The following is a 22,852-nucleotide window of genomic DNA, read 5'->3' as shown; positions in this document are numbered from 1 at the left end:
CCTTAGTGTGAAACCGCCCCGCTCGCCCCCAGACCAGTCTGCGAGCGAACGAATTGCGGGAAGAACAGCGCCCGCTCGTTGTCAGCCGCCGCTGACTTGTCGGTGATCGAGAAGAACCAGATGCCGACGAAGGCAATGATCATCGAGAACAGCGCTGGGTACTCATACGGGAAGATCGCCTTCTCGTGATGCAGGATCTGCACCCAGATGGTCGGGCCAAGCACCATCAGGCCAACAGCACTGACCAGACCCAGCCAGCCACCGATCATCGCACCGCGAGTGGTCAGCTTTTTCCAGTACATGGAAAGCAGCAGGACCGGGAAGTTGCAGCTTGCCGCGATGGAGAACGCCAGGCCAACCATGAACGCGATGTTCTGGCTTTCGAACAGGATACCCAGAGCAATCGCCAGCACCGCCAGAGCGATGGTGGTGATTTTCGAGACGCGGATTTCATCCTTCTCGTTGGCCTTGCCTTTCTTGATCACGCTGGCATACAGGTCGTGGGACACCGCCGAAGCACCGGCCAGGGTCAGACCGGCAACCACTGCCAGAATGGTCGCGAACGCTACCGCCGAGATGAAGCCCAGGAAGATACTGCCGCCCACCGCGTTGGCCAGGTGCACCGCCGCCATGTTGTTACCGCCCAACAGTGCGCCAGCCGCATCTTTGAAGGCCGGGTTGGTGCTGACCAGCAGGATCGCGCCGAAGCCGATGATGAAAGTCAGGATATAGAAGTAGCCAATGAAGCCAGTCGCGTACAGCACGCTCTTGCGAGCTTCTTTTGCGTCACTCACGGTGAAGAAGCGCATCAGAATGTGTGGCAGGCCAGCGGTACCGAACATCAGCGCCAGACCCAGCGAGAAGGCCGAAATCGGGTCCTTGACCAGACCGCCCGGGCTCATGATCGCTTCGCCCTTGGCGTGAACCTTGATCGCTTCGGAGAACAATGTGTTGAAGTCAAAGCCTACGTGCTTCATCACCATCAGCGCCATGAACGAGGCACCGGACAGCAACAGCACAGCCTTGATGATCTGCACCCAGGTGGTCGCCAGCATGCCGCCGAACAGCACGTACATGCACATCAGCACACCGACCAGAATCACCGCGACGTGATAGTCCAGACCGAACAACAGCTGAATCAGCTTGCCGGCACCGACCATTTGCGCGATCAGGTAAAACGCTACCACCACCAACGATCCGCAAGCGGACAGCGAGCGGATCTGGGTTTGGCCCAGGCGATAGGACGCCACGTCGGCAAAGGTGTATTTACCCAGGTTACGCAGGCGCTCGGCGATCAGGAACAGAATGATTGGCCAGCCCACCAGGAAGCCGATCGAGTAGATCAGGCCATCGTAGCCGGAAGTGAACACCAGCGCGGAAATACCCAGGAAGGATGCCGCCGACATGTAGTCGCCGGCAATCGCCAGACCGTTCTGAAAACCGGTGATCTTGCCACCCGCCGCATAGTAGTCGGAGGCCGAGTTGTTTTTCTTGGATGCCCAGTAGGTGATGCACAGGGTGGCACCGACGAAGGCGACGAACATCACGATCGCCGACACGTTGAGCGGTTGTTTCTGAACGGCGCCGGTCAGGGCGTCAGCCGCCCAGGCGCCAGGTGCGAACGCTGCGATGCTCAAAAGAGCCATTAGACGCCGGATCATTGCTGAGCCTCCTTGAGAATCGCATTGTTCAGGTCGTCGAACTCGCCGTTGGCGCGTCGTACGTAAATACCCGTCAGGATGAAGGCCGAAATGATCAGACCAACACCGATCGGTATGCCCCAGGTAATCGATGACTCAGGGCTGATTTTTGCCCCCAGCACATGCGGCCCGTAAGCAATCAACAGGATGAATCCGGAGTAAAGCCCTAGCATGATCGCCGATAGAATCCAGGCGAATCGTTCCCTCTTGCTAACCAGCTCCTTGAATCGCGGGCTGTTTTGAATCGAGAGGTAAATGCTGTCGTTCATTGTTTTTATCCTCGCAGCACAGATTAAGTTGGAACGGTATCCACTCTATGCGGCTGCGGGGCAGGTTCCAGACGACCTTAGTCTTAGTACCACATGACAGAATTGCCAAACTTCGGTGCGGCGCACCCCCCGCAAGAGCCAGGCTTGCCGGCGATGGCGATTTTGCAGGTGCCTTCGCCGGCAAGCCTGGCTCCTACAGAAAAGCAAAAGCCGCTTGGCAGTTACGCCAAGCGGCTTTGAGAGGAGCTCAATAGAAACTTCAGCTCACATCATTTGATCCAGTCAGCAACACGCTCCGGGTGTTTGGCTACCCAGTCCTTCGCTGCCGCGTCCGGCTTGGCGCCTTCCTGGATCGCCAGCATGACTTCGCCGATCTCGTCTTTCGAAGCCCACTGGAAGTTCTTCAGGAACTTGGCCACTTCCGGGGCTTTTGTTGCCAGCTCCTTGCTGCCGATGCTGTTCACGGTTTCAGCCGCGCCATACACGCCTTTCGGGTCTTCGAGGAAACGCAATTTCCACTTGGCGAACATCCAGTGCGGTACCCAACCGGTCACGGCAATGGATTCGTTCTTCTTTTCGGCACGGGTCAGTTCGGCAATCATGCCCGCGCCGGAACTGGCCTTGAGCTGGTAACCGGTCAGGTCGTAGTCCTTGATGGCCTGCTCGGTTTTAAGCATCACGCCTGAACCGGCGTCGATGCCGACGATGCGTTTTTTGAAGCTGTCGTCGGTCTTCAGGTCTTCCAGCGACTTGGCCTTGACGTATTCCGGCACGATCAAGCCGATTTTTGCGTCCTTGAAGTTCGGACCGTAGTCGACCACCTGATCCTTGTTCTTGGCCCAGTAATCGCCGTGGGTCACCGGCAACCAGGCCGAGAGCATGGCGTCGAGTTTGCCGGTGGCTACACCCTGCCACATGATCCCGGTCGCGACGGCTTGCAGCTTCACGTCATATCCGAGTTTCTGCTTGATGACTTCAGCAGCTACGTGAGTCGTCGCGACGCTGTCGGACCAGCCGTCAACGTAACCGATGCTCAGGGTCTTGCTCTCGGCATTGGCGAATGTGGAACCCATCGCAAGTACCAGTGCGGCACCTGCACCTAAAAGTCGTCGCATCTTCATCGTTACTTCCCCGAAAGTGCTGCGCTCGACGGGTGCCGAGTCGCGTCAACGTATTGTTCTGGTGCACAGCGCCCCCATCACGCTTCACCGCAAACCCGTTCAATCATCAGCGCGTTTATCAACGAGGGTACTGACGCCTCCGATAATCAACCTGACGCTATAAGCGACCTGCTCTGCCAGCGACCTCAAGGCATCGAGAAACGACATCAGAACGCCATTAATCCTGAGGGCGACAAACGCCCCGGACAATCCGCCCGAACTTTGCATGTCAAAATCATGCGAGCCACCAAGCACAGTACAAATGCAGGTAACATGCGCCGCTTTGCTCCCAGACGGCCTGATCATGCCCGCGACATCTCGCTCTCCTTTTTTTGCTTATCTGTTCGCCTGCCTGCTGGGGCTTTTTGCCCTTTGTGGTTTCTGGTACGGCATTGGTAAACCGGTGACCCTGCCGGATGTCGCCAGCGCCACGCACAAACTGCAATGCGCCTCCTACACCCCGTTCGACAAAGACCAATCGCCGTTCGACGTACCGTTCAACCTGCGCCCGGAGCGCATGGACGCCGACCTCGCGCTGCTGTCCAAAAGCTTCGAATGCATCCGCACCTACTCCATGACCGGGCTCGAAGCCGTTCCCGACCTCGCACGTAAACACGGCTTGAAGCTGATGATCGGCGCCTGGGTCAACAGCAACCCGGTGGATACCGAAAAAGAAGTCGACCTGCTGATTGCGTCGGCCAACGCCAACGCCGACGTGGTGACCGCTGTGATCGTCGGCAACGAAACCCTGCTGCGCAAAGAAGTCACCGGGGCACAACTGGCCCGGCTGATCACCAAGGTCAAAAGCCAGGTCAAGCAACCCGTCACCTATGCCGACGTCTGGGAGTTTTGGCTCAAGCATCCGGAAATCGCGCCGGCCGTGGATTTCCTGACCATCCACTTGTTGCCGTACTGGGAAGACGATCCTTCGAACATCGATGCCGCACTGCAACACGTCGCCGAAGTGCGTCAGGTGTTCGGCAACAAGTTCGCACCCAAGGACGTGATGATTGGCGAAACCGGCTGGCCCAGCGAAGGCCGTCAGCGCGAAACCGCCCTGCCGAGCCGGGTCAACGAAGCGAAATTCATTCGCGGTTTTGTCACCATGGCCGAGCAGCACGGCTGGCACTACAACCTGATCGAAGCCTTCGACCAGCCATGGAAACGCGCCAGTGAAGGCGCCGTGGGTGGCTACTGGGGGCTGTTCGATGCCGATCGGCAGGACAAAGGCGTGCTGGCCGGTCCGGTGTCGAACGTACCGTACTGGTCGCAGTGGCTGGTTGTGGGCGGCCTGATCTTTGTCGGAACGCTTGTGCTGGGCGGCCGCGTCCGCAGCACCCGCGCAGCGCTGGTCCTGCCGTTGTTTGCGGCATTGGCTGCGTGCTCCATCGGCGTGTGGGGCGACCTCGCCCGCGTGACTACCCGTTTCACCAGCGAGTGGTTGTGGGTGGCATTGCTGACTGCGCTGAACCTGTTGGTGCTGGTGCACGCCGCCCTGACGCTGAGTCCTCGTACAGGATGGCGAGCACAGGCGTTCAACGCACTTGAGCGTCGCTCAGGCTGGCTGGTTGCGGTGATCGGCTTTGCAGCGGCGGTGAGCATGCTGGAGCTGGTATTTGACCCGCGCTACCGCAGCTTCCCGAGCGTCGCGTTCATCGTGCCGGCACTGGTGTATCTGTGCCGTCCGGTGAGCGTGCCGCGCCGGGAAATCGCGTTGCTGACCTTCATCATCGGAGCGGGCATTGCGCCGCAGTTGTTCCGGGAAGGTCTGCAGAATCAGCAGGCTTGGGGCTGGGCGTTGGTGAGTGGGTTGATGGTGGCGGCGTTGTGGCGCTGCTTGCGCGTTCGCAAGGTTTAACCCTAATCAAATTTACGGCCCTCATCGCGGGCAAGCCCGCTCCCACAAGGATCGTTGTCGTTCACAATTGCGTGTTCGCCGATGAACCTGTGGGAGCGGGCTTGCCCGCGATGGCTGACGGTCAAGCGCTACGAGGAGCCCTGACCAACCGCAACCCCGCAATCACCACCGCAAACACCGCCAGCGTCGTGTTGTACAAGGCCAGAGCCGGAAAACCCAATGCCAGCGCCAATACCGCCAGCCACCACCCTGCCCGTCCCGGCACGACAAAGCCGATGATGGCAGCGGCCAGTGCGCCATAGCCCAGAATCTTGAAGTGAATCATCAGGCCCAGGTTCGAGCGAACCTGACATTCCCAGCGGCTCGCCTCATCCACGCAGAGGCCGACCCACTGTGCATCTTCCATAAAGCCATAACGCGCGCCATAACTGGCGGCCAGCCATAGAGGCAGCACAATGAGCAGCAGGATCACGGGCAGACGGCGGGACATGAAACACTCCAATCAACGAAAACGGCGGTCAGCTTAATCTCCCGACGGTCTTTCGCAAGCGCTAACAACAGTTAACTGGCCTTTCAATCGCTGCAAAGTGTATCGTCGAGCTACTATTACTCCGAATTAAGCCTGTTTGGTGCCGATGCGTGGCACTTTGGCGCAAATCCAGTGGTCATAGCCTGCGAACTTCATTCGGCACCTTCCTCTAAGGGATCTAGTCATGCTCCGTTCCTTGCGCTTCGCCGCCCTGTTTGGCGGCCTTATCTTGAGTGCGTCCGCACTGGCGGTCGACATCGACGCCGCCAGTTATGGCTATCCCCTGACTAACCCGTTCGAGGCAACCATTGCCACGACGCCACCGGATTTGCGTCCCGAACTGCCGCTTGACGACGACATCAATCAGTCGGATCGCAGCATCACCTTGCGCCCTGAGCGTGCGTTCGAACTGCCGGACAATTTTTGGGCAGTGAAGAAACTCACCTATCGCATCGCCACCCAGGATAAAGCGGCACCGCTGATTTTCCTGATCGCCGGCACGGGCGCGCGCTACGACAGCAGCCTCAACGAATACCTGAAAAAGCTCTACTACAAAGCCGGTTACCACGTGGTGCAATTGTCGTCGCCCACCAGTTTCGACTTCATGAGCGCCGCGTCCCGCTTCGCGACCCCGGGCATCACCAAGGAAGATGCCGAAGACATGTACCGGGTGATGCAATCCGTGCGGGCGCAGAACCCTAACGTACCGGTCACCGATTTCTACCTGACCGGCTACAGCCTCGGCGCACTGGATGCAGCCTTCGTCGCGCACCTGGACGAAACCCGCCGCAGCTTCAATTTCAAGAAGGTGCTGCTGCTCAACCCGCCGGTCAACCTCTACACCTCGATCACCAATCTCGACAAACTGGTACAGACCGAGGTCAAGGGCATCAACAACACCACTACCTTCTATGAACTGGTACTGAACAAGTTGACCCGCTACTTCCAACAAAAGGGCTACATCGACCTCAACGATGCCCTGCTCTACGACTTCCAGCAGTCCAAGCAGCACCTCACCAACGAACAGATGGCCATGCTGATCGGTACCTCGTTCCGCTTCTCGGCGGCCGATATCGCCTTTACCTCGGACCTGATCAACCGCCGCGGCCTGATCACTCCCCCGAAAACACCGATTACAGAAGGCACCAGTCTCACCCCGTACCTCAAGCGTGCATTGCAGTGTGATTTCGACTGCTACATCACTGAACAGGTGATCCCGATGTGGCGTGCGCGCACCGACGGTGGCAGCCTGCTGCAACTGATCGACCAGGTGAGCTTGTACGCACTGAAGGATTACCTGCGCGACAGCCCGAAAATTGCCGTCATGCACAACGCTGACGACGTGATCCTCGGCCCGGGTGACCTCGGGTTCCTGCGCCAGACGTTCGGCGATCGCTTGACCGTTTACCCGCTGGGCGGCCATTGCGGCAACCTTAACTACCGCGTCAACAGCGACGCCATGCTGGAGTTCTTCCGTGGCTAAATATCTCCTGCTTATCGCTGCGTTACTCTGTGCAGGCGTTGCCAATGCCGACAACAGCAAAGCCAATGCTCCAGTCGTTGTCGACAGTGACGGTTTCAAGGAGCCGTTGAGCAAACTCAAATTCAACCCGGGGCTGGATCAGCGTGAGTTCGAACGTTCGACGCTCAGTGCACTGAACGTCTATGACCCGCTCGAAGAATGGAACCGTCGCGTTTACCACTTCAACTACCGGTTCGACCAATGGGTGTTCCTGCCGGTGGTCGATGGCTATCGCTACATCACGCCGAGCTTTTTGCGTACCGGCGTCAGCAACTTCTTCAATAACCTGGGCGACGTGCCAAACCTGTTGAACAGCCTGTTGCAGTTCAAGGGCCAGCGCTCCATGGAGATCACCGGTCGGCTGCTGCTCAACACCACCATTGGTATCGCCGGCCTGTGGGACCCGGCCACCGCCATGGGCCTGCCACGCCAGAGCGAGGACTTCGGCCAGACGCTGGGCTTCTATGGTGTTCCGGGCGGCGCCTACTTCGTACTGCCGATACTTGGCCCGTCGAACCTGCGTGACACTGGCGGCTTGTTGGTCGATTACAGCGCCGAGAACGCAATCAACTTCCTCAACGTTGCCGAAGTCAGCTCCAATCATCCGGAAGTCTGGGTCCTGCGTGGCGTCGACAAGCGCTATCAGACCAGCTTCCGCTATGGCCAGCTGAACTCGCCGTTCGAGTACGAGAAGGTGCGTTACGTGTACACCGAGTCGCGCAAACTGCAGATAGCCGAGTAATTCGGCGGCAACAAAAAAGGCCATTCGATTCCAGTCGAATGGCCTTTTTCATTTTGCGCGGCATACATCGCCAAGATCGCAGCCTGTAGGATCTATCGCAGGCTGCGTTATTTTCAGCCTCTCGCAACTTTCCAGATTTTGCTGATAGCCATCACCCCAAGCAACACCACCGCCCCAGCCACAATTCCCGCGACCGCATTGAGCAACGTTGGCACGATAAACCCGGCACCGCCCGCCGCTGCGCTGACACTTTCGATCCAGTGATGCACCACCGGCACGCCGTGGGTCAGGATGCCGCCACCCACCAGGAACATCGCCGCCGTGCCGATCACCGACAGGCTTTTCATCATGTACGGCGCCGCGCGCAGAATTGCCCCACCAATGCTTCTGGCCACCTGCCCCGGCTTCTGGGTCAGCCACAGGCCCAAGTCGTCGAGCTTGACGATGCCAGCCACCAGCCCGTATACGCCGACAGTCATGACAATGGCGATGCCCGAGAGCACGACGATTTGCTGGGTCAGCGCCGAGTCAGCGACAACGCCAAGGGTAATGGCAATGATTTCTGCGGAAAGGATGAAATCGGTACGAATCGCGCCTTTGATCTTGTCCTTCTCGAACGCCACCAGGTCCACCGCCGGGTCTGCTACCGCCTCGACCAGTTCAGCATGTTCAGCCTGATCTTCGGCTTTGCTGTGCAAGAACTTGTGCGCAAGTTTCTCGAAGCCTTCGAAACACAGATAAGCGCCACCGACCATCAACAATGGCGTGACCAGCCATGGGATGAACGCGCTGATGGCAATTGCCGACGGCACCAGAATCAGCTTGTTGATGAACGAGCCCTTGGCTACCGCCCACACCACCGGAATTTCCCGTTCGGCACGCACACCGCTGACCTGCTGGGCATTGAGCGCCAGATCATCACCCAGCACGCCGGCCGTCTTCTTGGCGGCCATTTTGGTCATCAGGGCCACGTCATCCAGCACCGCAGCAATGTCGTCGATCAGCAACAGCAAACTGCTTCCTGCCATGAATCGGTTTCCTTCTTCAGTAAATGCGGTGCAGCATAGCGTGGCCGAGCGCCGCATGGTGCATTCTTGAGCGCCGCCGAACGCCGGTGCTACCATGCGCAACCGCCAGAACAGGCAAGGAACCCCCTGGTTTATGAGCACCATCCGCGAGCGCAACAAACAACTGATCCTGCGTGCCGCCAGTGAAGAATTTGCCGACAAGGGCTTCGCAGCGACCAAAACCAGCGATATCGCAGCCAAGGCGGGATTGCCCAAGCCCAACGTCTACTACTACTTCAAATCCAAGGAAAACCTCTACCGCGAGGTCCTGGAAAGTATCATCGAACCGATCCTTCAAGCCTCGACGCCATTCAACCCCGACGGCGTGCCCAGCGAAGTGCTGAGCGGCTACATTCGCTCGAAAATCCGCATCTCCCGCGACCTGCCTTTCGCCTCCAAGGTGTTTGCCAGCGAAATCATGCACGGCGCACCGCACCTGAGCACCGACCTGGTGGAACAGCTCAACAGCCAGGCCAAGCACAACATCGAGTGCATCCAGAGCTGGATCGACCGCGGCCAGATCGCCCCGATCGACCCCAACCACCTGATGTTCAGTATCTGGGCTGCGACCCAGACCTACGCCGACTTCGACTGGCAAATCACCGCCATCACCGGCAAGGCCAAGCTCGACGAAGAGGATTACGAAGCGGCTGCGCAGACGATTATTCGGTTGGTGCTCAAAGGCTGCGAGCCGGATTGATAGTCCGTGGTGGCCCATCGCTGGCAAGCCAGCTCCCACAGTTTTTTGTGTTGCACCCAATCTTGTGAACGACACACTTCTCTGTGGGAGCTGGCTTGCCAGCGATGAAGGCGACTCGATATTGACTCAAACCCAGACGGCGTCCCACAGCGGGTAATCACCAATTCTCTCGACCAGACCAGCCCGCAAGGGGTTGGCCACTACATAGCGCGCCATCTTCACCAGATCATCTTCCCGCCTTAACGCACGGTCGTGAAAGCCCTGCTGCCAAAGCGGCCCGTTCCTGTTACTGAAAAAATTCACCTCTCGAGTAACAAGCGACTTTGTCTCGCGCATTAGTCTGCGCAGTGAGGAGTTTTCCAGTTCGACCAGCCAATGAAAATGGTCTGGCATGACCACCCAGGCCAGTGATTTTGCCAATCCCAGATTCTGTGCCCGGCGAAATTGATGAACCACCAATCTGCCCAAAGCGAAGTCAGTAAAAATCGGCTCTCGATCCAGCGTGTTGGTCGTCAGCAAATAGATTCGACTGGGCTCGGCATAGCGACCTGTTCGCAGACGGTTTGATGCGGGGAAATCAGGCATTCCGTTGCCTCTCTCATGATGAACTCATGAAAAGGCTAGACCGGGAAACTCTGAGCGGTAACACACACTTTTAGCTGGATGTGTCTGGCAGATTGCAATCGCTGGCAAGCCAGCTCCCACAGGTCTGATGGTGTCCGCAAAATATGTGAACACCCCAATCCTTGTGGGAGCTGGCTTGCCAGCGATGACGCTGGTTCAGTCGCCAAAGATCAAGCCACAACCCCCGCATCCGCCCTCAACCCCAACGCCTCGATCGCAGTGATCGCACACTGCTCATCCACATCCGACAGATCCCCGCTGATCCCCACCGCCCCCAGCACGTTCCCGTCCTGATTCCGAATCAGCACACCTCCGGGTGCCGGCACCACACTGCCCTGGCCCAGGCTGTTCAACGCGGCGATGAAGGCCGGGCGCTGTTGCGCGTCCAGTGCCAACAGGCGGGAGCCCTTGCCCAGGGCGATGGCGCCCCAGGCTTTGCCGATGGCGACCTGCGGGCGCAGCAGGCTGGCGCCGTCTTCGCGTTGCAGGGTGATCAGGTGTCCGCCAGCGTCCAGCACGGCGATGGTCAAGGGCGCTGCGCAGATTGCACGCCCTGCGGTGATGGCCTCGTTGACCAGGTTGACTGCGACTTTCAAGGTTAAAGCGCTCATGGTGCCGTCCTCATTTTGTTTTTCGGAAAGCCGTGGGACTGCGCCGTTGTGCCGCAGTCCGATGCCACAAATAGAACACAATGAATTATTTTTTTGTATACAATAATTATCGAAAAGCGCCACATGCGACGAAAAGCCACAGTAGAACGGGCTTCCGACGAATGAAACGAGCGCTTGAGAAAATGGATTGACCTGCGCCGTCCGCCGTGAATACACTCTGCGCAAAGCCACTTGTATACAATTACAAAACGTAAAGAGGCACAAAACCATGAGCAAAATGAGAGCAATCGAAGCCGCCGTTCTGGTGATGCGCCGTGAAGGGGTTGATACCGCTTTTGGCATCCCGGGTGCTGCCATCAACCCGCTGTACTCCGCCCTGCAAAAGGTCGGCGGCATCGATCACGTACTCGCTCGCCACGTTGAAGGCGCCTCGCACATGGCCGAGGGTTACACCCGCACCAAGGCCGGCAACATCGGCGTGTGCATCGGTACTTCCGGCCCTGCCGGCACCGACATGGTCACCGGGCTCTACAGCGCCTCGGCCGACTCGATTCCAATCCTCTGCATCACCGGGCAAGCACCCCGCGCCCGTATGCACAAGGAAGACTTCCAGGCTGTCGACATCACCAGCATCGTCAAGCCAGTGACCAAATGGGCAACCACCGTTCTCGAACCGGGCCAGGTGCCCTACGCGTTCCAGAAAGCCTTTTATGAAATGCGCTCCGGCCGCCCTGGTCCTGTGCTGATCGACCTGCCGTTCGACGTGCAGATGGCTGAAATCGAATTCGACATCGACGCTTACCAGCCACTGCCGCTGGCCAAGCCGACCGCCAGTCGCGTCCAGGTCGAGAAGGCTCTGGCCTTGCTGGATCAGGCCGAACGCCCATTGCTGGTAGCCGGTGGCGGGATCATCAATGCCGACGCCAGTGACCTGCTGGTGGAATTCGCCGAGTTGACCGGTATCCCGGTCATCCCGACCCTGATGGGCTGGGGTACGATCCCGGACGATCACCCACTGATGGTCGGCATGGTCGGCCTCCAAACCTCGCACCGTTACGGAAACGCAACGATGCTGAAATCCGACGTAGTCCTGGGCATTGGTAACCGCTGGGCCAACCGTCATACCGGTTCGGTCGATGTCTATACCGAAGGCCGCAAGTTCATTCACGTCGACATCGAAGGCACGCAGATCGGCCGCGTGTTCACCCCGGACCTGGGCATCGTTTCCGACGCTGCCGCCGCGCTGACCGTGTTCATCGAAGTCGCTCGCGAATGGCAAGCCGCCGGCAAACTGAAGAACCGCAGTGCCTGGCTGCAGGATTGCCAGCAGCGCAAGGCCAGCCTGCAACGCAAGACTCACTTCGACAACGTGCCGGTCAAACCGCAGCGCGTTTACGAAGAGATGAACCAGGTGTTCGGCAAAGAAACTTGCTACGTCAGCACCATCGGTCTGTCGCAGATTGCCGGCGCGCAGTTCCTGCACGTCTACAAACCGCGTCACTGGATCAACTGCGGTCAGGCCGGCCCGCTCGGCTGGACCATTCCGGCAGCGCTGGGTGTGGTCAAGGCTGATCCGAACCGTAAAGTCGTGGCCCTGTCGGGGGACTATGACTTCCAGTTCATGATCGAAGAATTGGCAGTGGGCGCGCAGTTCAAGCTGCCGTACATTCATGTTGTGGTAAACAACTCGTACCTGGGTCTGATTCGTCAGGCACAGCGCGGTTTCGACATGGATTACTGCGTGCAGCTGTCCTTCGATAACCTCAACGCGCCGGAACTCAACGGTTACGGTGTCGACCACGTCGCGGTTGCCGAAGGCCTCGGTTGCAAGGCACTGCGTGTGTTCGAACCGGCTCAGATCCAGCCTGCCCTGCGCAAGGCTCAGGAACTGATCGAAGAGTTCAAGGTGCCCGTCATCGTTGAAATTATTCTGGAACGCGTGACCAACATTTCCATGGGCACCGAGATCAACGCCGTCAACGAATTCGAAGACCTGGCGCTGGTCGGCAACGATGCGCCAACGGCGATTTCGTTGCTTGATTAACTGCTGACCGCTCTGAATGATCGTTCCCACGCTCTGCGTGGGAATGCAGCCCGGGACGCTCTGCGTCCCAAAGCGGACGCAGAGCGTCCATTGAGGCATTCCCACGCAGAGCGTGGGAACGAGAACCTAAAACGGGAGACCACCATGCCGCGTTTCGCAGCCAACCTGTCCATGCTGTTCACCGAACAGGATTTCCTTGCCCGTTTCGACGCCGCCGCCAAGGCCGGTTTCAGTGGTGTCGAATACCTGTTCCCGTACGACTTCAGCTCAGCCGAAATCAAGGCCAGGCTCGACGCCAACGGTCTGACCCAAGTGCTGTTCAATCTGCCGGCCGGTGACTGGGCCAAGGGCGAACGCGGTATCGCGTGCCTGCCGGACCGGGTTGAAGAATTCCGCGCCGGAGTCGACCTGGCCATCGCTTACGCGCAAGTGCTGGGCAACTCCCAGGTCAACTGCCTGGCCGGCATTCGTCCGCAAGGCGTGGACGATGCCACTGTAGAGAAGACCTTCGTCGCCAACCTCAAGTACGCCGCCGACAAGCTGCAAGCGGCGGGCATCAAACTGGTGATGGAAGCGATCAACACCCGCGACATCCCGGGCTTCTACCTGAACAACACCGCGCAAGCCCTGTCGATTCGCGAGCAGGTCGGCAGCGCCAACCTGTTCCTGCAATACGACATCTACCACATGCAAATCATGGAAGGCGACCTGGCCCGCACCCTGCAATCGCATCTGGGCGAGATCAACCATGTACAGCTCGCGGACAACCCGGGGCGCAACGAACCAGGCACCGGTGAGATCAACTACCGCTTCCTGTTCGAACACCTGGACCGCATCGGTTACCAGGGTTGGGTCGGCTGCGAATACAAGCCGCTGACCACCACTGAAGCCGGCCTCGGCTGGTTGAAAACCCATAACGCGATCTGAGTTTAAACCGGGCCTCTGTGGCGAGGGAGCTTGCTCCCGCTGGGGTGCGAAGCGCCCCCAACAGCCATTCACTATGGTGATTCGGGCAGAACCGGTTCTCAGGATCTACGACTGCTTCGCAGCCGAGCGGGAGCAAGCTCCCTCGCCACAAAGTGTGTTCGGCACATTATTTGGCTACACAAAAACAAGAGGATTTTTTCATGGCTAAAATCGGATTTATCGGCACCGGCATCATGGGCCACCCAATGGCGGCGAACCTGCAGAAAGCCGGTCACAGCCTGTTCCTGTCGGCACACCACGACGCCGCGCCTGCCGATCTGGTCGCTGCTGGCGCCGTTGCCCTGGCGAACCCGAAAGAAGTCGCCCAGGAAGCTGAATTCATCATCGTCATGGTGCCGGATACCCCGCAGGTCGATGACGTGCTGTTCCGCGCCGACGGCATTGCCGCGGGTATCGGCAAAGGCAAAGTCGTGATCGACATGAGCTCGATCTCGCCGACCGCCACCAAGGCTTTCGCGGCCAAGATCAACGAGAAAGGCGCGCAATACCTCGACGCCCCGGTGTCCGGCGGTGAAGTTGGCGCCAAGGCTGCGACCCTGAGCATCATGGTCGGCGGCGATGCCGATGCCTTCGAACGCGCCTTGCCGCTGTTCCAGGCAATGGGCAAGAACATCACCCTGGTTGGTGGTAACGGCGACGGTCAGACCGCGAAAGTGGCAAACCAGATCATCGTTGCGCTGAACATCCAGGCAGTGGCCGAAGCCCTGCTGTTCGCGGCGAAGAACGGTGCCGACCCAGCCAAGGTGCGTGAAGCATTGATGGGCGGTTTCGCTTCGTCGAAGATCCTCGAAGTGCACGGCGAGCGCATGATCAAGGGCACCTTTGATCCAGGCTTCCGCATCAGCCTGCACCAGAAGGACCTGAACCTGGCCCTGCAAGGTGCCAAGGAACTGAACATCAACCTGCCGAACACCGCCAACGCCCAGCAAGTGTTCAGCACCTGCGCGGCCATCGGTGGCAGTAACTGGGACCACTCGGCGCTGATCAAGGGCCTGGAACACATGGCGAATTTCTCGATTCGCGATAAGAACTAATCCTGCCCCGTCGCTCGTTCCCACGCTCTGCGTGGGAATGCAGCCCGGGACGCTCTGCGTCCCAAAGCGGACGCAGAGCGTCCATTGAGGCATTCCCACGCAGAGCGTGGGAACGATCATCAGCATTAACCAAGAACAATAAGATTGGGAGCCCGCCATGTCGGTCGATCCGCAACAACTGCTGCGCGAACTGTTTGCCACAGCCATCGACGCGGCGCATCCGCAGCAAGTCCTCGAAGCTCATTTGCCTGCCGACCGCAGTGGTCGAGTGATCGTCATCGGTGCCGGTAAAGCCGCAGCCGCCATGGCCCAGGTGGTCGAGCGCTGCTGGCAGGGTGAAGTCTCCGGGCTGGTGGTGACCCGTTACGGTCACGGCGCCCCCTGCGAAAAAATCGAAGTGGTCGAAGCCGCACACCCCGTGCCTGACGCGGCCGGTCAAGCCGTGGCCAAGCGCGTATTCGAACTGGTCAGCAACCTGACGGAAACCGACCGGGTGATCTTCCTGCTCTCCGGTGGCGGCTCAGCCCTGTTGGCACTGCCGGCCGAGGGCATCACCCTGGCCGACAAGCAATCGATCAACAAAGCCCTGCTCAAGTCTGGCGCGACCATTGGCGAGATGAACTGCGTGCGCAAGCACCTCTCGGCGATCAAAGGTGGACGGCTGGGCAAAGCCTGCTGGCCGGCCACTGTTTATACCTACGCGATTTCCGATGTGCCGGGCGACCTCGCCACGGTCATCGCCTCCGGCCCTACCGTGGCCGACCCGAGTACGTCCGCCGAAGCGCTGGCGATCCTCAAGCGCTACCACATCGAAGTACCGGCCTCGGTGCGCACCTGGCTGCAAAGTCCGGAGTCGGAAACGGTCAAGCCTGGCGATCCGAGCCTGGCCCGCAGCCATTTCCAGTTGATCGCCCGCCCGCAGCAGTCACTGGAAGCGGCGGCCGTGAAATGCCGTCAGGCCGGCTTCAGCCCGCTGATCCTCGGCGACCTGGAAGGTGAATCCCGAGACGTGGCGAAGGTCCACGCCGGCATCGCCCGGCAAATCGTATTGCACGGCCAACCGCTGGCGGCGCCCTGCGTGATTCTTTCCGGCGGCGAAACCACCGTCACCGTGCGCGGCAACGGCCGTGGCGGACGCAACGCCGAGTTCCTGCTCAGCCTGACCGACAGCCTCAAGGGGCTGCCCGGCGTCTATGCGCTGGCCGGCGATACCGATGGCATCGATGGGTCCGAAGACAACGCCGGCGCCATCATGACCCCCGACAGCTACGCCCGCGCCGCCGCCCTTGGCTTGAGCGCCAGCGACGAGTTGGACAACAACAATGGCTATGGCTACTTCGAGGCGCTCGACGCATTGATCGTCACCGAGCCGACCCGTACCAATGTCAACGACTTCCGCGCCATCCTGATCCTCGAGAGCCCAACATCATGACGCCTGATAAAAAGGTCAAAATCCTCGCCACCCTCGGCCCGGCCATCGACGGTATCGACGACATCCGCGAGTTGGTGCTGGCGGGGGTCAACATCTTCCGCCTGAACTTCAGCCACGGCGATCACGCCGACCATGCCCAGCGCTACCAGTGGATCCGCGAGGTCGAGCGCCAGTTGAATTACCCGCTGGGGATCCTGATGGACCTGCAAGGCCCGAAACTGCGGGTCGGCAAGTTCGCCGAGGGCAAGGTGCAACTGGTGCGCGGCCAGGCCCTGCGCCTGGACCTGGATACCACGCCGGGCGATGAGCGCCGGGTCAACCTGCCACATCCGGAGATCATTGCGGCGCTGGAGCCGGGCATGGACCTGCTGCTGGACGACGGCAAGCTGCGCCTGCGGGTGGTCACCAAGTACGCCGACGCCATCGACACCACGGTGCTCAACGGCGGCGAACTGTCGGATCGCAAAGGGGTGAACGTGCCGCAAGCAGTGCTCGACCTGAGTCCGCTGACCGCCAAGGATCGCCGCGATCTGAGTTTCGGCCTGGAGTTGGGTGTGGACTGGGTGGCGCTGTCGTTCGTACAGCGCCCGGACGACATCCGCGAAGCCCGCACACTGATCGGCGATAAAGCGTTCCTGATGGCCAAGATCGAGAAACCTTCGGCGGTTGAACAACTGCGGGAAATCGCCGAGTTGAGCGACGCAATCATGGTCGCGCGCGGCGACCTGGGCGTGGAAGTCCCGGCGGAAAGCGTGCCGCAGATCCAGAAAAACATCATCAGCACCTGCCGCGAACTCGGTAAACCGGTGGTGGTGGCCACGCAAATGCTGGAGTCGATGCGCTTCTCACCGGCCCCGACCCGCGCCGAGGTTACCGACGTGGCCAACGCCGTAGCCGAAGGTGCGGACGCGGTGATGCTGTCGGCGGAAACGGCGTCTGGCGAATACCCGCTCGAAGCCGTGCAGATGATGAGCAAGATCATCCGCCAAGTGGAAAACGGCCCTGACTATCAGGCACAACTCGACGTCAGCCGCCCGAAAGCCGAGGCCACGGTTTCCGATGCCATCAGTTGCGCGATCCGCCGGATCAGCAACGTATTGCCGGTGGCGGTATTGGTGAATTACAGCGAGTCGGGCACTTCAAGTTTGCGCGCTGCGCGTGAACGGCCGACCGTGCCGATCCTCAACCTGACACCGAACTTGCAAACCGCTCGTCGCCTGACCGTGGCCTGGGGTGTGCACTCGGTAGTCAACGATCGCCTGCGTCAGGTCGATGAAGTCTGCTCAACAGCCCTGGAGATCGCCCAGGCCCAAGGAATGGCGCAGCGCGGCGACACGTTGTTGATCACTGCGGGTGTGCCGTTTGGGCAGCCGGGGTCGACTAACTCCTTGCGCATCGAAACATTGATTTAAAGATCAACGCCTGTGGCGAGGGAGCTCGCTCCCGCTCGGCTGCGCAACAGTCGTCGCTTTGATGACGGGTTCCACAGAGAAACCGCATTGAGCGAGTTTGGGCTGCTTCGCAGCCCTGCGGGAGCGAGTTCCCTCGCCACAAAGTTCGTGCAAGACCTTGGTTTTTCCCACTGCCCTAGACTTCATCATGCCTGCCAATCACTTCAATACCCACTGCCCCGACTGGGCCGAAGCCTTGCTCAACGGCTTCAGCCAGATTTTCCTCCAGCGCAATCCGCTGTGCGGTTTGCTGATTCTTTCAGCCATCCTGTTCACCGCCCCGGCCCTGCTTGGCGGAGCAATGCTTGGCGGCGTCGCCGGTTTGCTCACCGCGCAACGCCGCAACTATGCCAAGGCTGATCGCCAGGCCGGGTTGTTCAGCTACAACGGCGTGCTGCTCGGTCTGCTGCTGAGCCTGTATTTCCCTTGGTCGGCGCTGATGCCGCCGCTGATTCTGGCCGCTGGAGGCCTGAGCGCAATGATCACGCAACAGTGGATCAAGCGCGTGCGACTCAGCCAGTACCTGCCCGCCTACACCACGCCCTTCGTCGTGCTGGGCTGGCTGCTGCTGTGTTTCGCGACACCGTCGACAACAGCGCACTTGATCGAAGTCAGCCCGCTGAACATGCTGGCCGCACCGCTCAAAGGCATTGGCCAGGTGATGTTCTTCGGTCATCCGCTGGCAGGTGCGATGATTGCAGCCGGATTGCTGATCGCTGATCGCCGTGCGTTCTGTTGGGCATTGCTGGCCTCTGTCGCGGGCATGGGCTGGAGCATGTTGAATCATGATTTCTACAATGCGTTGCTCGGCCTCGGTGGATACAACGCCGTACTCGCCGCCCTCGCCCTCAGCTCGCAACGCCAGCACCCGTGGCTGCCGCTGGTCGGCATCGGACTGGCGCTGCTGCTGACACCGATGTTTGCCGCCGCCGGCATGCCGACGCTGACCGCGCCATTCATCCTTGCCTGCTGGCTGGTTGGCAGTGTTGCGCAAATATTTGCCAAGGCCACTGTCCCCCATACGCCTTGCACTCTGGAGGAGAATCAACCTAGGCTGCGCTGATCATCGAGTCAGGCGTTTTCCATGAACAGCAGCAAAAATTGGCGTGAAGACCTTTACGTCATGATTTTCCAGAGCGACACCAAGGCCGGCCGGCGTTTCGACGGCATTCTGCTGTTGATCATCCTCGCCAGCCTGGTGGTCGTGATGCTCGACAGCATCGACAGCATTCACAAAAACTACGCCGATGTACTTGCCTATATCGAGTGGGGTTTTACGGTCATTTTCCTCGGCGAATACATCCTGCGCCTGTACTGCTCACCCAAGCCTTTGCGCTATGCCTTCAGTTTTTACGGGCTGGTGGATCTGCTGGCGATCGTGCCCGGGATCCTCGCGCTGTATTACGCCGATGCGCAGTACCTGCTGATCATCCGGATCATTCGGATGCTGCGGATCTTCCGCGTGCTCAAGCTCAGTCCTTACCTCAAGCAAGCCAACTACTTGATGTCGGCGTTGCGTGGCAGCAAGCAGAAGATCGTGGTGTTTCTGGTCAGTGTCTGCACACTGGTGACGGTGTTCGGCACGCTGATGTACGTGATCGAAGGTCCGGAACATGGCTTTACCAGCATTCCCAAAGGCATCTATTGGGCGATTGTGACCCTGACCACCGTGGGGTTCGGTGACATCGTGCCGAAAACCCCGCTGGGCCAGGTGGTTTCGTCGCTGGTGATGATCACCGGTTACTCGATCATTGCCGTGCCCACCGGGATTTTCACCGCCGAATTGGCCAACGCCATGCGCGGCGAACAGCTGCAACATGATTGCCCGGTGTGCCGGAAAAACAGCCACGAACACGGTGCCGCCTTCTGCTCCCGTTGTGGTAACGCGCTGTTCAAAAAAATGGAATAAGCAAAGTGCTTTTTAATCTTTAAAGGCCTATGCGAGCCCGGCTATAGTCGCTGGCAAATTGCCTCTCATTTTTAATAGAACAAGGAATTCGCAGTGAAAAAACTCTTTGGCGCTTCACTCCTGGCGGCTGGCCTGGCCCTGTCAAGCGTGGCTCAGGCTGCACCGACCCTGCTCAACGTTTCCTACGACGTGATGCGCGATTTCTACAAGGACTACAACACTGCGTTCCAGAAGCACTGGCAAGCCGAGCACAACGAAAACATCACTCTGCAAATGTCGTTCGGCGGTTCCAGCAAACAGGCGCGCTCAGTCATCGATGGTTTGCCGGCTGACGTGATCACCATGAACATGGCCACCGACATCAACGCCCTGGCGGACAACGGCAAACTGGTGCCGGACAACTGGGTCACCCGTCTGCCGAACAACAGTGCACCGTTCACTTCAGCCACGGTGTTCATCGTGCGCAAGGGCAACCCGAAAGCCCTGAAAGACTGGCCGGACTTGCTCAAGGATGGCGTGCAAGTCATCGTGCCGAACCCGAAAACTTCCGGTAACGGTCGCTACACCTACCTGTCGGCGTGGGGCTATGTGCTGAAAAACGGCGGCGACGAAAACAAGGCCAAAGACTTCGTCGGCAAGCTGTTCAAGCAAGCGCCTGTACTGGACACCGGTGGCCGCGCCGCTACGACGACGTTCATGACCAACCAGATCGGCGACGTGCTGGTGACCTTTGAAAACGAAGCGGAAATGATCGCCCGCGAATTCGGCCGCGACCAGTTCGAAGTGATCTACCCAAGCGTCTCCGCTGAAGCCGAGCCACCGGTGTCCGTGGTCGACAAAACCGTCGACAAGAAAGGCACCCGCGCCGCTGCCGAGGAATACCTGAAATACCTGTGGTCGCCGCAAGGCCAGGAAATCGCGGCGGCCAACTACCTGCGTCCGCGCGACCCGGCCGTGCTGGCCAAATACACCGACCGCTTCCCGAAAGTCGACTTCCTGTCGGTGGAAAAGACCTTCGGTGACTGGCGCACCGTGCAGAAAACCCACTTCAATGATGGCGGTGTTTTCGACCAGATTTATGCTCCGTAAACCCTGAGTTCGGGCCCCAAAAAAAGGCGACCTTGGCAGGTCGCCTTTTTGCCTTTGATAGAACGCAAGCCCGTCTCTCATTCCGCAATGGAATGACTACTATCACTGCAATCCCTCTTCCGCCGTTTCGGCCAGGCCCTTACCCTGCGCGCATCCCCTCTGTACTAAGAGACACATTATGAAACCCGCGACCCAGGTGCCTCACGGCACCGCGACAATGACCCGAGGCATGGTGCTGCTGTTCGCCTTCTGTTGCGGCGCCATTGTCGCCAACATCTACTATGCCCAACCGATCATCGGCCTGATTGCTCCAGACATCGGCCTGACCAACACCATGGCCAGCCTGATCGTTTCGCTGACCCAGATCGGCTATGCGTTGGGCCTGTTTTTCCTGGTGCCCTTGGGCGATCTCCTGGAAAATCGCCGGCTGATGATCATCACCACACTGATAGCGATTGCCAGCCTGCTGGGCGCGGCGTTCACCGATCAGCCGAACGTGTTTTTGCTGATTTCGCTGCTGGTGGGGTTCAGTTCGGTGTCGGTGCAGATCCTGATTCCACTGGCCGCGCATCTGGCGCCGGAAGAGTCTCGCGGGCGCGTGGTCGGCGGGATCATGGGTGGTTTGCTGCTGGGGATTTTGCTGGCCCGACCGGTTTCCAGTGTCGTCGCCGACCATTTCGGCTGGCGAGCGATGTTCGTGATCGCGGCGATCTTGATGGCCGCGATCAGCATTGTCCTGGCGGTGACCATTCCCAAGCGCCAGCCTGATCACAGCGCGTCCTACGGCCAACTGCTGGGTTCGTTGTGGACGCTGTTGCGTCGGCAGCCGGTGTTGCGTCAACGAGCGTTTTATCAGGGTTGCATGTTCGCCACGTTCAGCCTGTTCTGGACTGCCGTGCCGCTGGAACTGGCGCGCAACCATGGACTGTCGCAAAGCCAGATCGCGATCTTCGCCCTGGTTGGAGCCATCGGCGCCATCGCCGCGCCCATCGCTGGTCGTCTCGCCGACGCCGGGCATACTCGCATTGCTTCGCTGTTGGCGTTGCTGTTCGCCAGCCTGAGCTTTTTGCCCGCGTTCATCCACCCGATCTACAGCGTCATCGGCCTCGCCGTGACCGGGGTGCTGCTGGATTTCTGCGTACAGATGAACATGGTCCTCGGCCAGCGCGCGGTCTACGCCCTCGATGCAAAAAGCCGCAGTCGCCTGAATGCGTTGTACATGACCAGCATCTTCATCGGCGGCGCATTCGGCTCTTCGGTGGCCAGCCCGGTGTACGAACACGGAGGCTGGTTGTGGATTGTGATTGTCGGCAGTGCGTTTGCGTTGTTGGCGCTGGCGCGGTTTCTGTGTGTTTCGCAGAAAGTCGCGTTGGCGACGGCTTAGTTTCAGAACATCCAGAGCAGGCTCGCGCCCACAAGTCATGGGTGAACACTGAGGGAGCGAGCCTGCTCTCGATTGCCGTGCAGTTGAAAATACTTATTGCCGAACCAGCTTCTCCAGCGCCGCATCCGCCAGAAATGACGAGCGGCTTTTGACATTGTGCTCACGCACATAGCGGTCGATACGCTGGATCACATAGCCGGGCAAGGTGACATTGACCTTCTCGGTTTTGCCCATGTAAGGCGAGATGTCCAGTTCCAGCATGCCCCAGCCCATGTCGGCGAATTCCGGATTGGCACGATGCATCGCCGCCGAAGTCGGCATCGGAATCGTTTCTCCGTCTGCGGCTATTTCCTGCAGCATGATGTGGGCAATTTCAACAGCAGCGTTGTAAGCATCTTCAAAGGTATCCCCGGCCGTGACCGCTCCGGGAATATCGGGGATCTGAATACCGATGGCAGTGTTCTCGTCGCCCCATTCGATACAGATTGGATATTGCATTATGGATCTCCTGTGTAACTGGCTGGCGGGCAAAACAGCCCGGCTCGCCTCCTGATGCTCTTGACCGTTCCCAGGGGTAAAGCCTTTTTCGGATGGGGAACGGGAATCGTGTATGGGTTGAAACGGTGAGTGAAGATGTGATGACTGCCAGTGACCCGATCCAGTGTCCAACCCGCCTCCATCATTTCCTTGATCAATAGCCTGCTCTACACCACCCGCCTCCTTGCTTCGGCCCAATCAAA

22 protein-coding genes are annotated in these 22,852 nt (G+C 59.3%); 13 read left to right on the top strand and 9 right to left on the bottom strand.

The window, feature by feature from the left end; genetic code table 11:
• Positions 1 to 2: 2 nt before the first annotated feature.
• The 3 genes from D8U73_RS17565 to D8U73_RS17555 all read right to left on the bottom strand — a co-directional run bounded on the left by D8U73_RS17565 (position 3) and on the right by D8U73_RS17555 (position 3,090).
• Positions 3 to 1,661: a cation acetate symporter gene (locus tag D8U73_RS17565; protein ID WP_056852966.1), complete on the bottom strand. Its 1,659-nt coding sequence runs from the start codon at positions 1,659 to 1,661 to the stop codon at positions 3 to 5.
• The gene (locus tag D8U73_RS17560) at positions 1,658 to 1,969 is read right to left on the bottom strand and encodes a DUF485 domain-containing protein (RefSeq protein WP_056852967.1); all 312 of its coding nucleotides are present in this window, start codon (positions 1,967 to 1,969) and stop codon (positions 1,658 to 1,660) included. The genes D8U73_RS17565 and D8U73_RS17560 overlap by 4 nt, the downstream gene beginning before the upstream one ends.
• 269 nt (positions 1,970 to 2,238) lie before the next feature.
• Positions 2,239 to 3,090, bottom strand: coding sequence for a glycine betaine ABC transporter substrate-binding protein (locus tag D8U73_RS17555; protein WP_130905247.1), 852 nt, complete (start codon positions 3,088 to 3,090; stop codon positions 2,239 to 2,241).
• Between the two features lie 301 nt (positions 3,091 to 3,391).
• On the opposite strand from D8U73_RS17555, the gene D8U73_RS17545 reads away from it, so the two are divergent.
• The gene (locus tag D8U73_RS17545) at positions 3,392 to 4,987 is read left to right on the top strand and encodes a beta (1-6) glucans synthase (protein ID WP_130905246.1); all 1,596 of its coding nucleotides are present in this window, start codon (positions 3,392 to 3,394) and stop codon (positions 4,985 to 4,987) included.
• Positions 4,988 to 5,108: 121 nt separating this feature from the next.
• Here D8U73_RS17545 and D8U73_RS17540 read toward each other — a convergent pair whose 3' ends face one another.
• Entirely contained in the window at positions 5,109 to 5,477 is a 369-nt protein-coding gene (locus D8U73_RS17540; protein ID WP_130905245.1) for a hypothetical protein, read from the bottom strand.
• 223 nt (positions 5,478 to 5,700) lie between these two features.
• Between D8U73_RS17540 and D8U73_RS17535 the strand changes: the two genes are divergently transcribed.
• Both D8U73_RS17535 and D8U73_RS17530 read left to right on the top strand, forming a co-directional pair.
• Positions 5,701 to 6,999 carry a serine/threonine protein kinase gene (locus tag D8U73_RS17535; RefSeq protein WP_056852971.1) on the top strand — a complete coding sequence of 433 codons (1,299 nt, stop codon included), beginning with the start codon at positions 5,701 to 5,703 and terminating at the stop codon, positions 6,997 to 6,999.
• Positions 6,992 to 7,780, top strand: a complete 789-nt coding sequence (locus D8U73_RS17530; protein WP_056852972.1) for a VacJ family lipoprotein — start codon at positions 6,992 to 6,994, stop codon at positions 7,778 to 7,780. Before D8U73_RS17535 ends, D8U73_RS17530 begins: the two co-directional genes overlap by 8 nt.
• Before the next feature lie 113 nt (positions 7,781 to 7,893).
• On the opposite strand, the gene D8U73_RS17525 is transcribed toward D8U73_RS17530, so the two are convergent.
• Entirely contained in the window at positions 7,894 to 8,808 is a 915-nt protein-coding gene (locus tag D8U73_RS17525; protein WP_130905244.1) for a DUF808 domain-containing protein, read from the bottom strand.
• A gap of 133 nt (positions 8,809 to 8,941) precedes the next feature.
• Here D8U73_RS17525 and D8U73_RS17520 point away from each other — a divergent pair, with 133 nt between their 5' ends.
• On the top strand, positions 8,942 to 9,547 hold the full coding sequence (locus D8U73_RS17520) for a TetR/AcrR family transcriptional regulator (RefSeq protein ID WP_056852974.1): 606 nt from the start codon (positions 8,942 to 8,944) through the stop codon (positions 9,545 to 9,547).
• A 126-nt stretch (positions 9,548 to 9,673) separates the two neighbouring features.
• Here the strand turns inward: D8U73_RS17520 and D8U73_RS17515 are convergent, their stop codons facing one another.
• The gene (locus D8U73_RS17515; RefSeq protein WP_056852975.1) at positions 9,674 to 10,132 is read right to left on the bottom strand and encodes a transposase; all 459 of its coding nucleotides are present in this window, start codon (positions 10,130 to 10,132) and stop codon (positions 9,674 to 9,676) included.
• A 209-nt stretch (positions 10,133 to 10,341) separates the two neighbouring features.
• On the bottom strand, positions 10,342 to 10,782 hold the full coding sequence (locus D8U73_RS17510) for a heme-binding protein (RefSeq protein WP_056852976.1): 441 nt from the start codon (positions 10,780 to 10,782) through the stop codon (positions 10,342 to 10,344).
• Positions 10,783 to 11,050: 268 nt separating this feature from the next.
• On the opposite strand from D8U73_RS17510, the gene gcl reads away from it, so the two are divergent.
• The 9 genes from gcl to D8U73_RS17465 all read left to right on the top strand — a co-directional run bounded on the left by gcl (position 11,051) and on the right by D8U73_RS17465 (position 22,112).
• Positions 11,051 to 12,826, top strand: a complete 1,776-nt coding sequence (gene gcl, locus D8U73_RS17505; protein ID WP_130905243.1) for a glyoxylate carboligase — start codon at positions 11,051 to 11,053, stop codon at positions 12,824 to 12,826.
• A gap of 144 nt (positions 12,827 to 12,970) precedes the next feature.
• Positions 12,971 to 13,753 (top strand): hydroxypyruvate isomerase, encoded by a 783-nt coding sequence (hyi, locus tag D8U73_RS17500; protein WP_130905242.1) that lies wholly within the window; start codon positions 12,971 to 12,973, stop codon positions 13,751 to 13,753.
• Between the two features lie 200 nt (positions 13,754 to 13,953).
• A complete protein-coding gene (locus D8U73_RS17495; protein WP_130905241.1) occupies positions 13,954 to 14,847 on the top strand; it encodes a 2-hydroxy-3-oxopropionate reductase in 894 nt (297 codons plus the stop codon).
• Positions 14,848 to 15,004: 157 nt separating this feature from the next.
• Positions 15,005 to 16,279: a glycerate kinase gene (locus tag D8U73_RS17490; protein WP_056852978.1), complete on the top strand. Its 1,275-nt coding sequence runs from the start codon at positions 15,005 to 15,007 to the stop codon at positions 16,277 to 16,279.
• Positions 16,276 to 17,691 (top strand): pyruvate kinase, encoded by a 1,416-nt coding sequence (gene pyk / locus D8U73_RS17485; RefSeq protein ID WP_056852979.1) that lies wholly within the window; start codon positions 16,276 to 16,278, stop codon positions 17,689 to 17,691. The genes D8U73_RS17490 and pyk overlap by 4 nt, the downstream gene beginning before the upstream one ends.
• Before the next feature lie 187 nt (positions 17,692 to 17,878).
• Entirely contained in the window at positions 17,879 to 18,793 is a 915-nt protein-coding gene (locus D8U73_RS17480) for an urea transporter (RefSeq protein ID WP_130905240.1), read from the top strand.
• A 21-nt stretch (positions 18,794 to 18,814) separates the two neighbouring features.
• On the top strand, positions 18,815 to 19,639 hold the full coding sequence (locus D8U73_RS17475) for an ion transporter (protein ID WP_056852981.1): 825 nt from the start codon (positions 18,815 to 18,817) through the stop codon (positions 19,637 to 19,639).
• A 93-nt stretch (positions 19,640 to 19,732) separates the two neighbouring features.
• The gene (locus tag D8U73_RS17470) at positions 19,733 to 20,728 is read left to right on the top strand and encodes a sulfate ABC transporter substrate-binding protein (protein WP_130905239.1); all 996 of its coding nucleotides are present in this window, start codon (positions 19,733 to 19,735) and stop codon (positions 20,726 to 20,728) included.
• Between the two features lie 178 nt (positions 20,729 to 20,906).
• Complete coding sequence (locus tag D8U73_RS17465) at positions 20,907 to 22,112, top strand: MFS transporter (protein ID WP_130905238.1); 1,206 nt, start codon at positions 20,907 to 20,909, stop codon at positions 22,110 to 22,112.
• Between the two features lie 93 nt (positions 22,113 to 22,205).
• Here the strand turns inward: D8U73_RS17465 and D8U73_RS17460 are convergent, their stop codons facing one another.
• Together D8U73_RS17460 and D8U73_RS17455 are read right to left on the bottom strand one after the other, a co-directional pair.
• A complete protein-coding gene (locus D8U73_RS17460; protein WP_056852984.1) occupies positions 22,206 to 22,610 on the bottom strand; it encodes a type II toxin-antitoxin system HicB family antitoxin in 405 nt (134 codons plus the stop codon).
• A complete protein-coding gene (locus D8U73_RS17455) occupies positions 22,610 to 22,795 on the bottom strand; it encodes a type II toxin-antitoxin system HicA family toxin (protein WP_130905274.1) in 186 nt (61 codons plus the stop codon). Before D8U73_RS17455 ends, D8U73_RS17460 begins: the two co-directional genes overlap by 1 nt.
• Positions 22,796 to 22,852 lie beyond the last annotated feature (57 nt).

It is taken from the genome of Pseudomonas sp. Sample_22 (assembly GCF_004307635.1).
Taxonomy (GTDB): Bacteria; Pseudomonadota; Gammaproteobacteria; order Pseudomonadales; family Pseudomonadaceae; genus Aquipseudomonas.
Note: the sequence above shows the minus strand (reverse complement) of the source record. Positions and strands in the feature narration are given on the sequence as shown.

Bases quoted from the DNA above. Each gene is read 5' to 3' on its own strand.
- D8U73_RS17510 (WP_056852976.1), bottom strand. From the start codon at position 10,782: ATGAGCGCTTTAACCTTGAAAGTCGCAGTCAACCTGGTCAACGAGGCC.
- D8U73_RS17480 (WP_130905240.1), top strand. From the start codon at position 17,879: ATGCCTGCCAATCACTTCAATACCCACTGCCCCGACTGGGCCGAAGCC.
- D8U73_RS17475 (WP_056852981.1), top strand. From the start codon at position 18,815: ATGAACAGCAGCAAAAATTGGCGTGAAGACCTTTACGTCATGATTTTC.
- D8U73_RS17560 (WP_056852967.1), bottom strand. From the start codon at position 1,969: ATGAACGACAGCATTTACCTCTCGATTCAAAACAGCCCGCGATTCAAG.
- D8U73_RS17555 (WP_130905247.1), bottom strand. From the start codon at position 3,090: ATGAAGATGCGACGACTTTTAGGTGCAGGTGCCGCACTGGTACTTGCG.
- D8U73_RS17535 (WP_056852971.1), top strand. From the start codon at position 5,701: ATGCTCCGTTCCTTGCGCTTCGCCGCCCTGTTTGGCGGCCTTATCTTG.
- D8U73_RS17565 (WP_056852966.1), bottom strand. From the start codon at position 1,661: ATGATCCGGCGTCTAATGGCTCTTTTGAGCATCGCAGCGTTCGCACCT.
- D8U73_RS17490 (WP_056852978.1), top strand. From the start codon at position 15,005: ATGTCGGTCGATCCGCAACAACTGCTGCGCGAACTGTTTGCCACAGCC.
- D8U73_RS17465 (WP_130905238.1), top strand. From the start codon at position 20,907: ATGAAACCCGCGACCCAGGTGCCTCACGGCACCGCGACAATGACCCGA.
- D8U73_RS17525 (WP_130905244.1), bottom strand. From the start codon at position 8,808: ATGGCAGGAAGCAGTTTGCTGTTGCTGATCGACGACATTGCTGCGGTG.
- D8U73_RS17455 (WP_130905274.1), bottom strand. From the start codon at position 22,795: ATGATGGAGGCGGGTTGGACACTGGATCGGGTCACTGGCAGTCATCAC.
- hyi (WP_130905242.1), top strand. From the start codon at position 12,971: ATGCCGCGTTTCGCAGCCAACCTGTCCATGCTGTTCACCGAACAGGAT.
- D8U73_RS17540 (WP_130905245.1), bottom strand. From the start codon at position 5,477: ATGTCCCGCCGTCTGCCCGTGATCCTGCTGCTCATTGTGCTGCCTCTA.
- D8U73_RS17515 (WP_056852975.1), bottom strand. From the start codon at position 10,132: ATGCCTGATTTCCCCGCATCAAACCGTCTGCGAACAGGTCGCTATGCC.
- D8U73_RS17460 (WP_056852984.1), bottom strand. From the start codon at position 22,610: ATGCAATATCCAATCTGTATCGAATGGGGCGACGAGAACACTGCCATC.
- gcl (WP_130905243.1), top strand. From the start codon at position 11,051: ATGAGCAAAATGAGAGCAATCGAAGCCGCCGTTCTGGTGATGCGCCGT.
- D8U73_RS17495 (WP_130905241.1), top strand. From the start codon at position 13,954: ATGGCTAAAATCGGATTTATCGGCACCGGCATCATGGGCCACCCAATG.
- D8U73_RS17545 (WP_130905246.1), top strand. From the start codon at position 3,392: ATGCAGGTAACATGCGCCGCTTTGCTCCCAGACGGCCTGATCATGCCC.
- pyk (WP_056852979.1), top strand. From the start codon at position 16,276: ATGACGCCTGATAAAAAGGTCAAAATCCTCGCCACCCTCGGCCCGGCC.
- D8U73_RS17520 (WP_056852974.1), top strand. From the start codon at position 8,942: ATGAGCACCATCCGCGAGCGCAACAAACAACTGATCCTGCGTGCCGCC.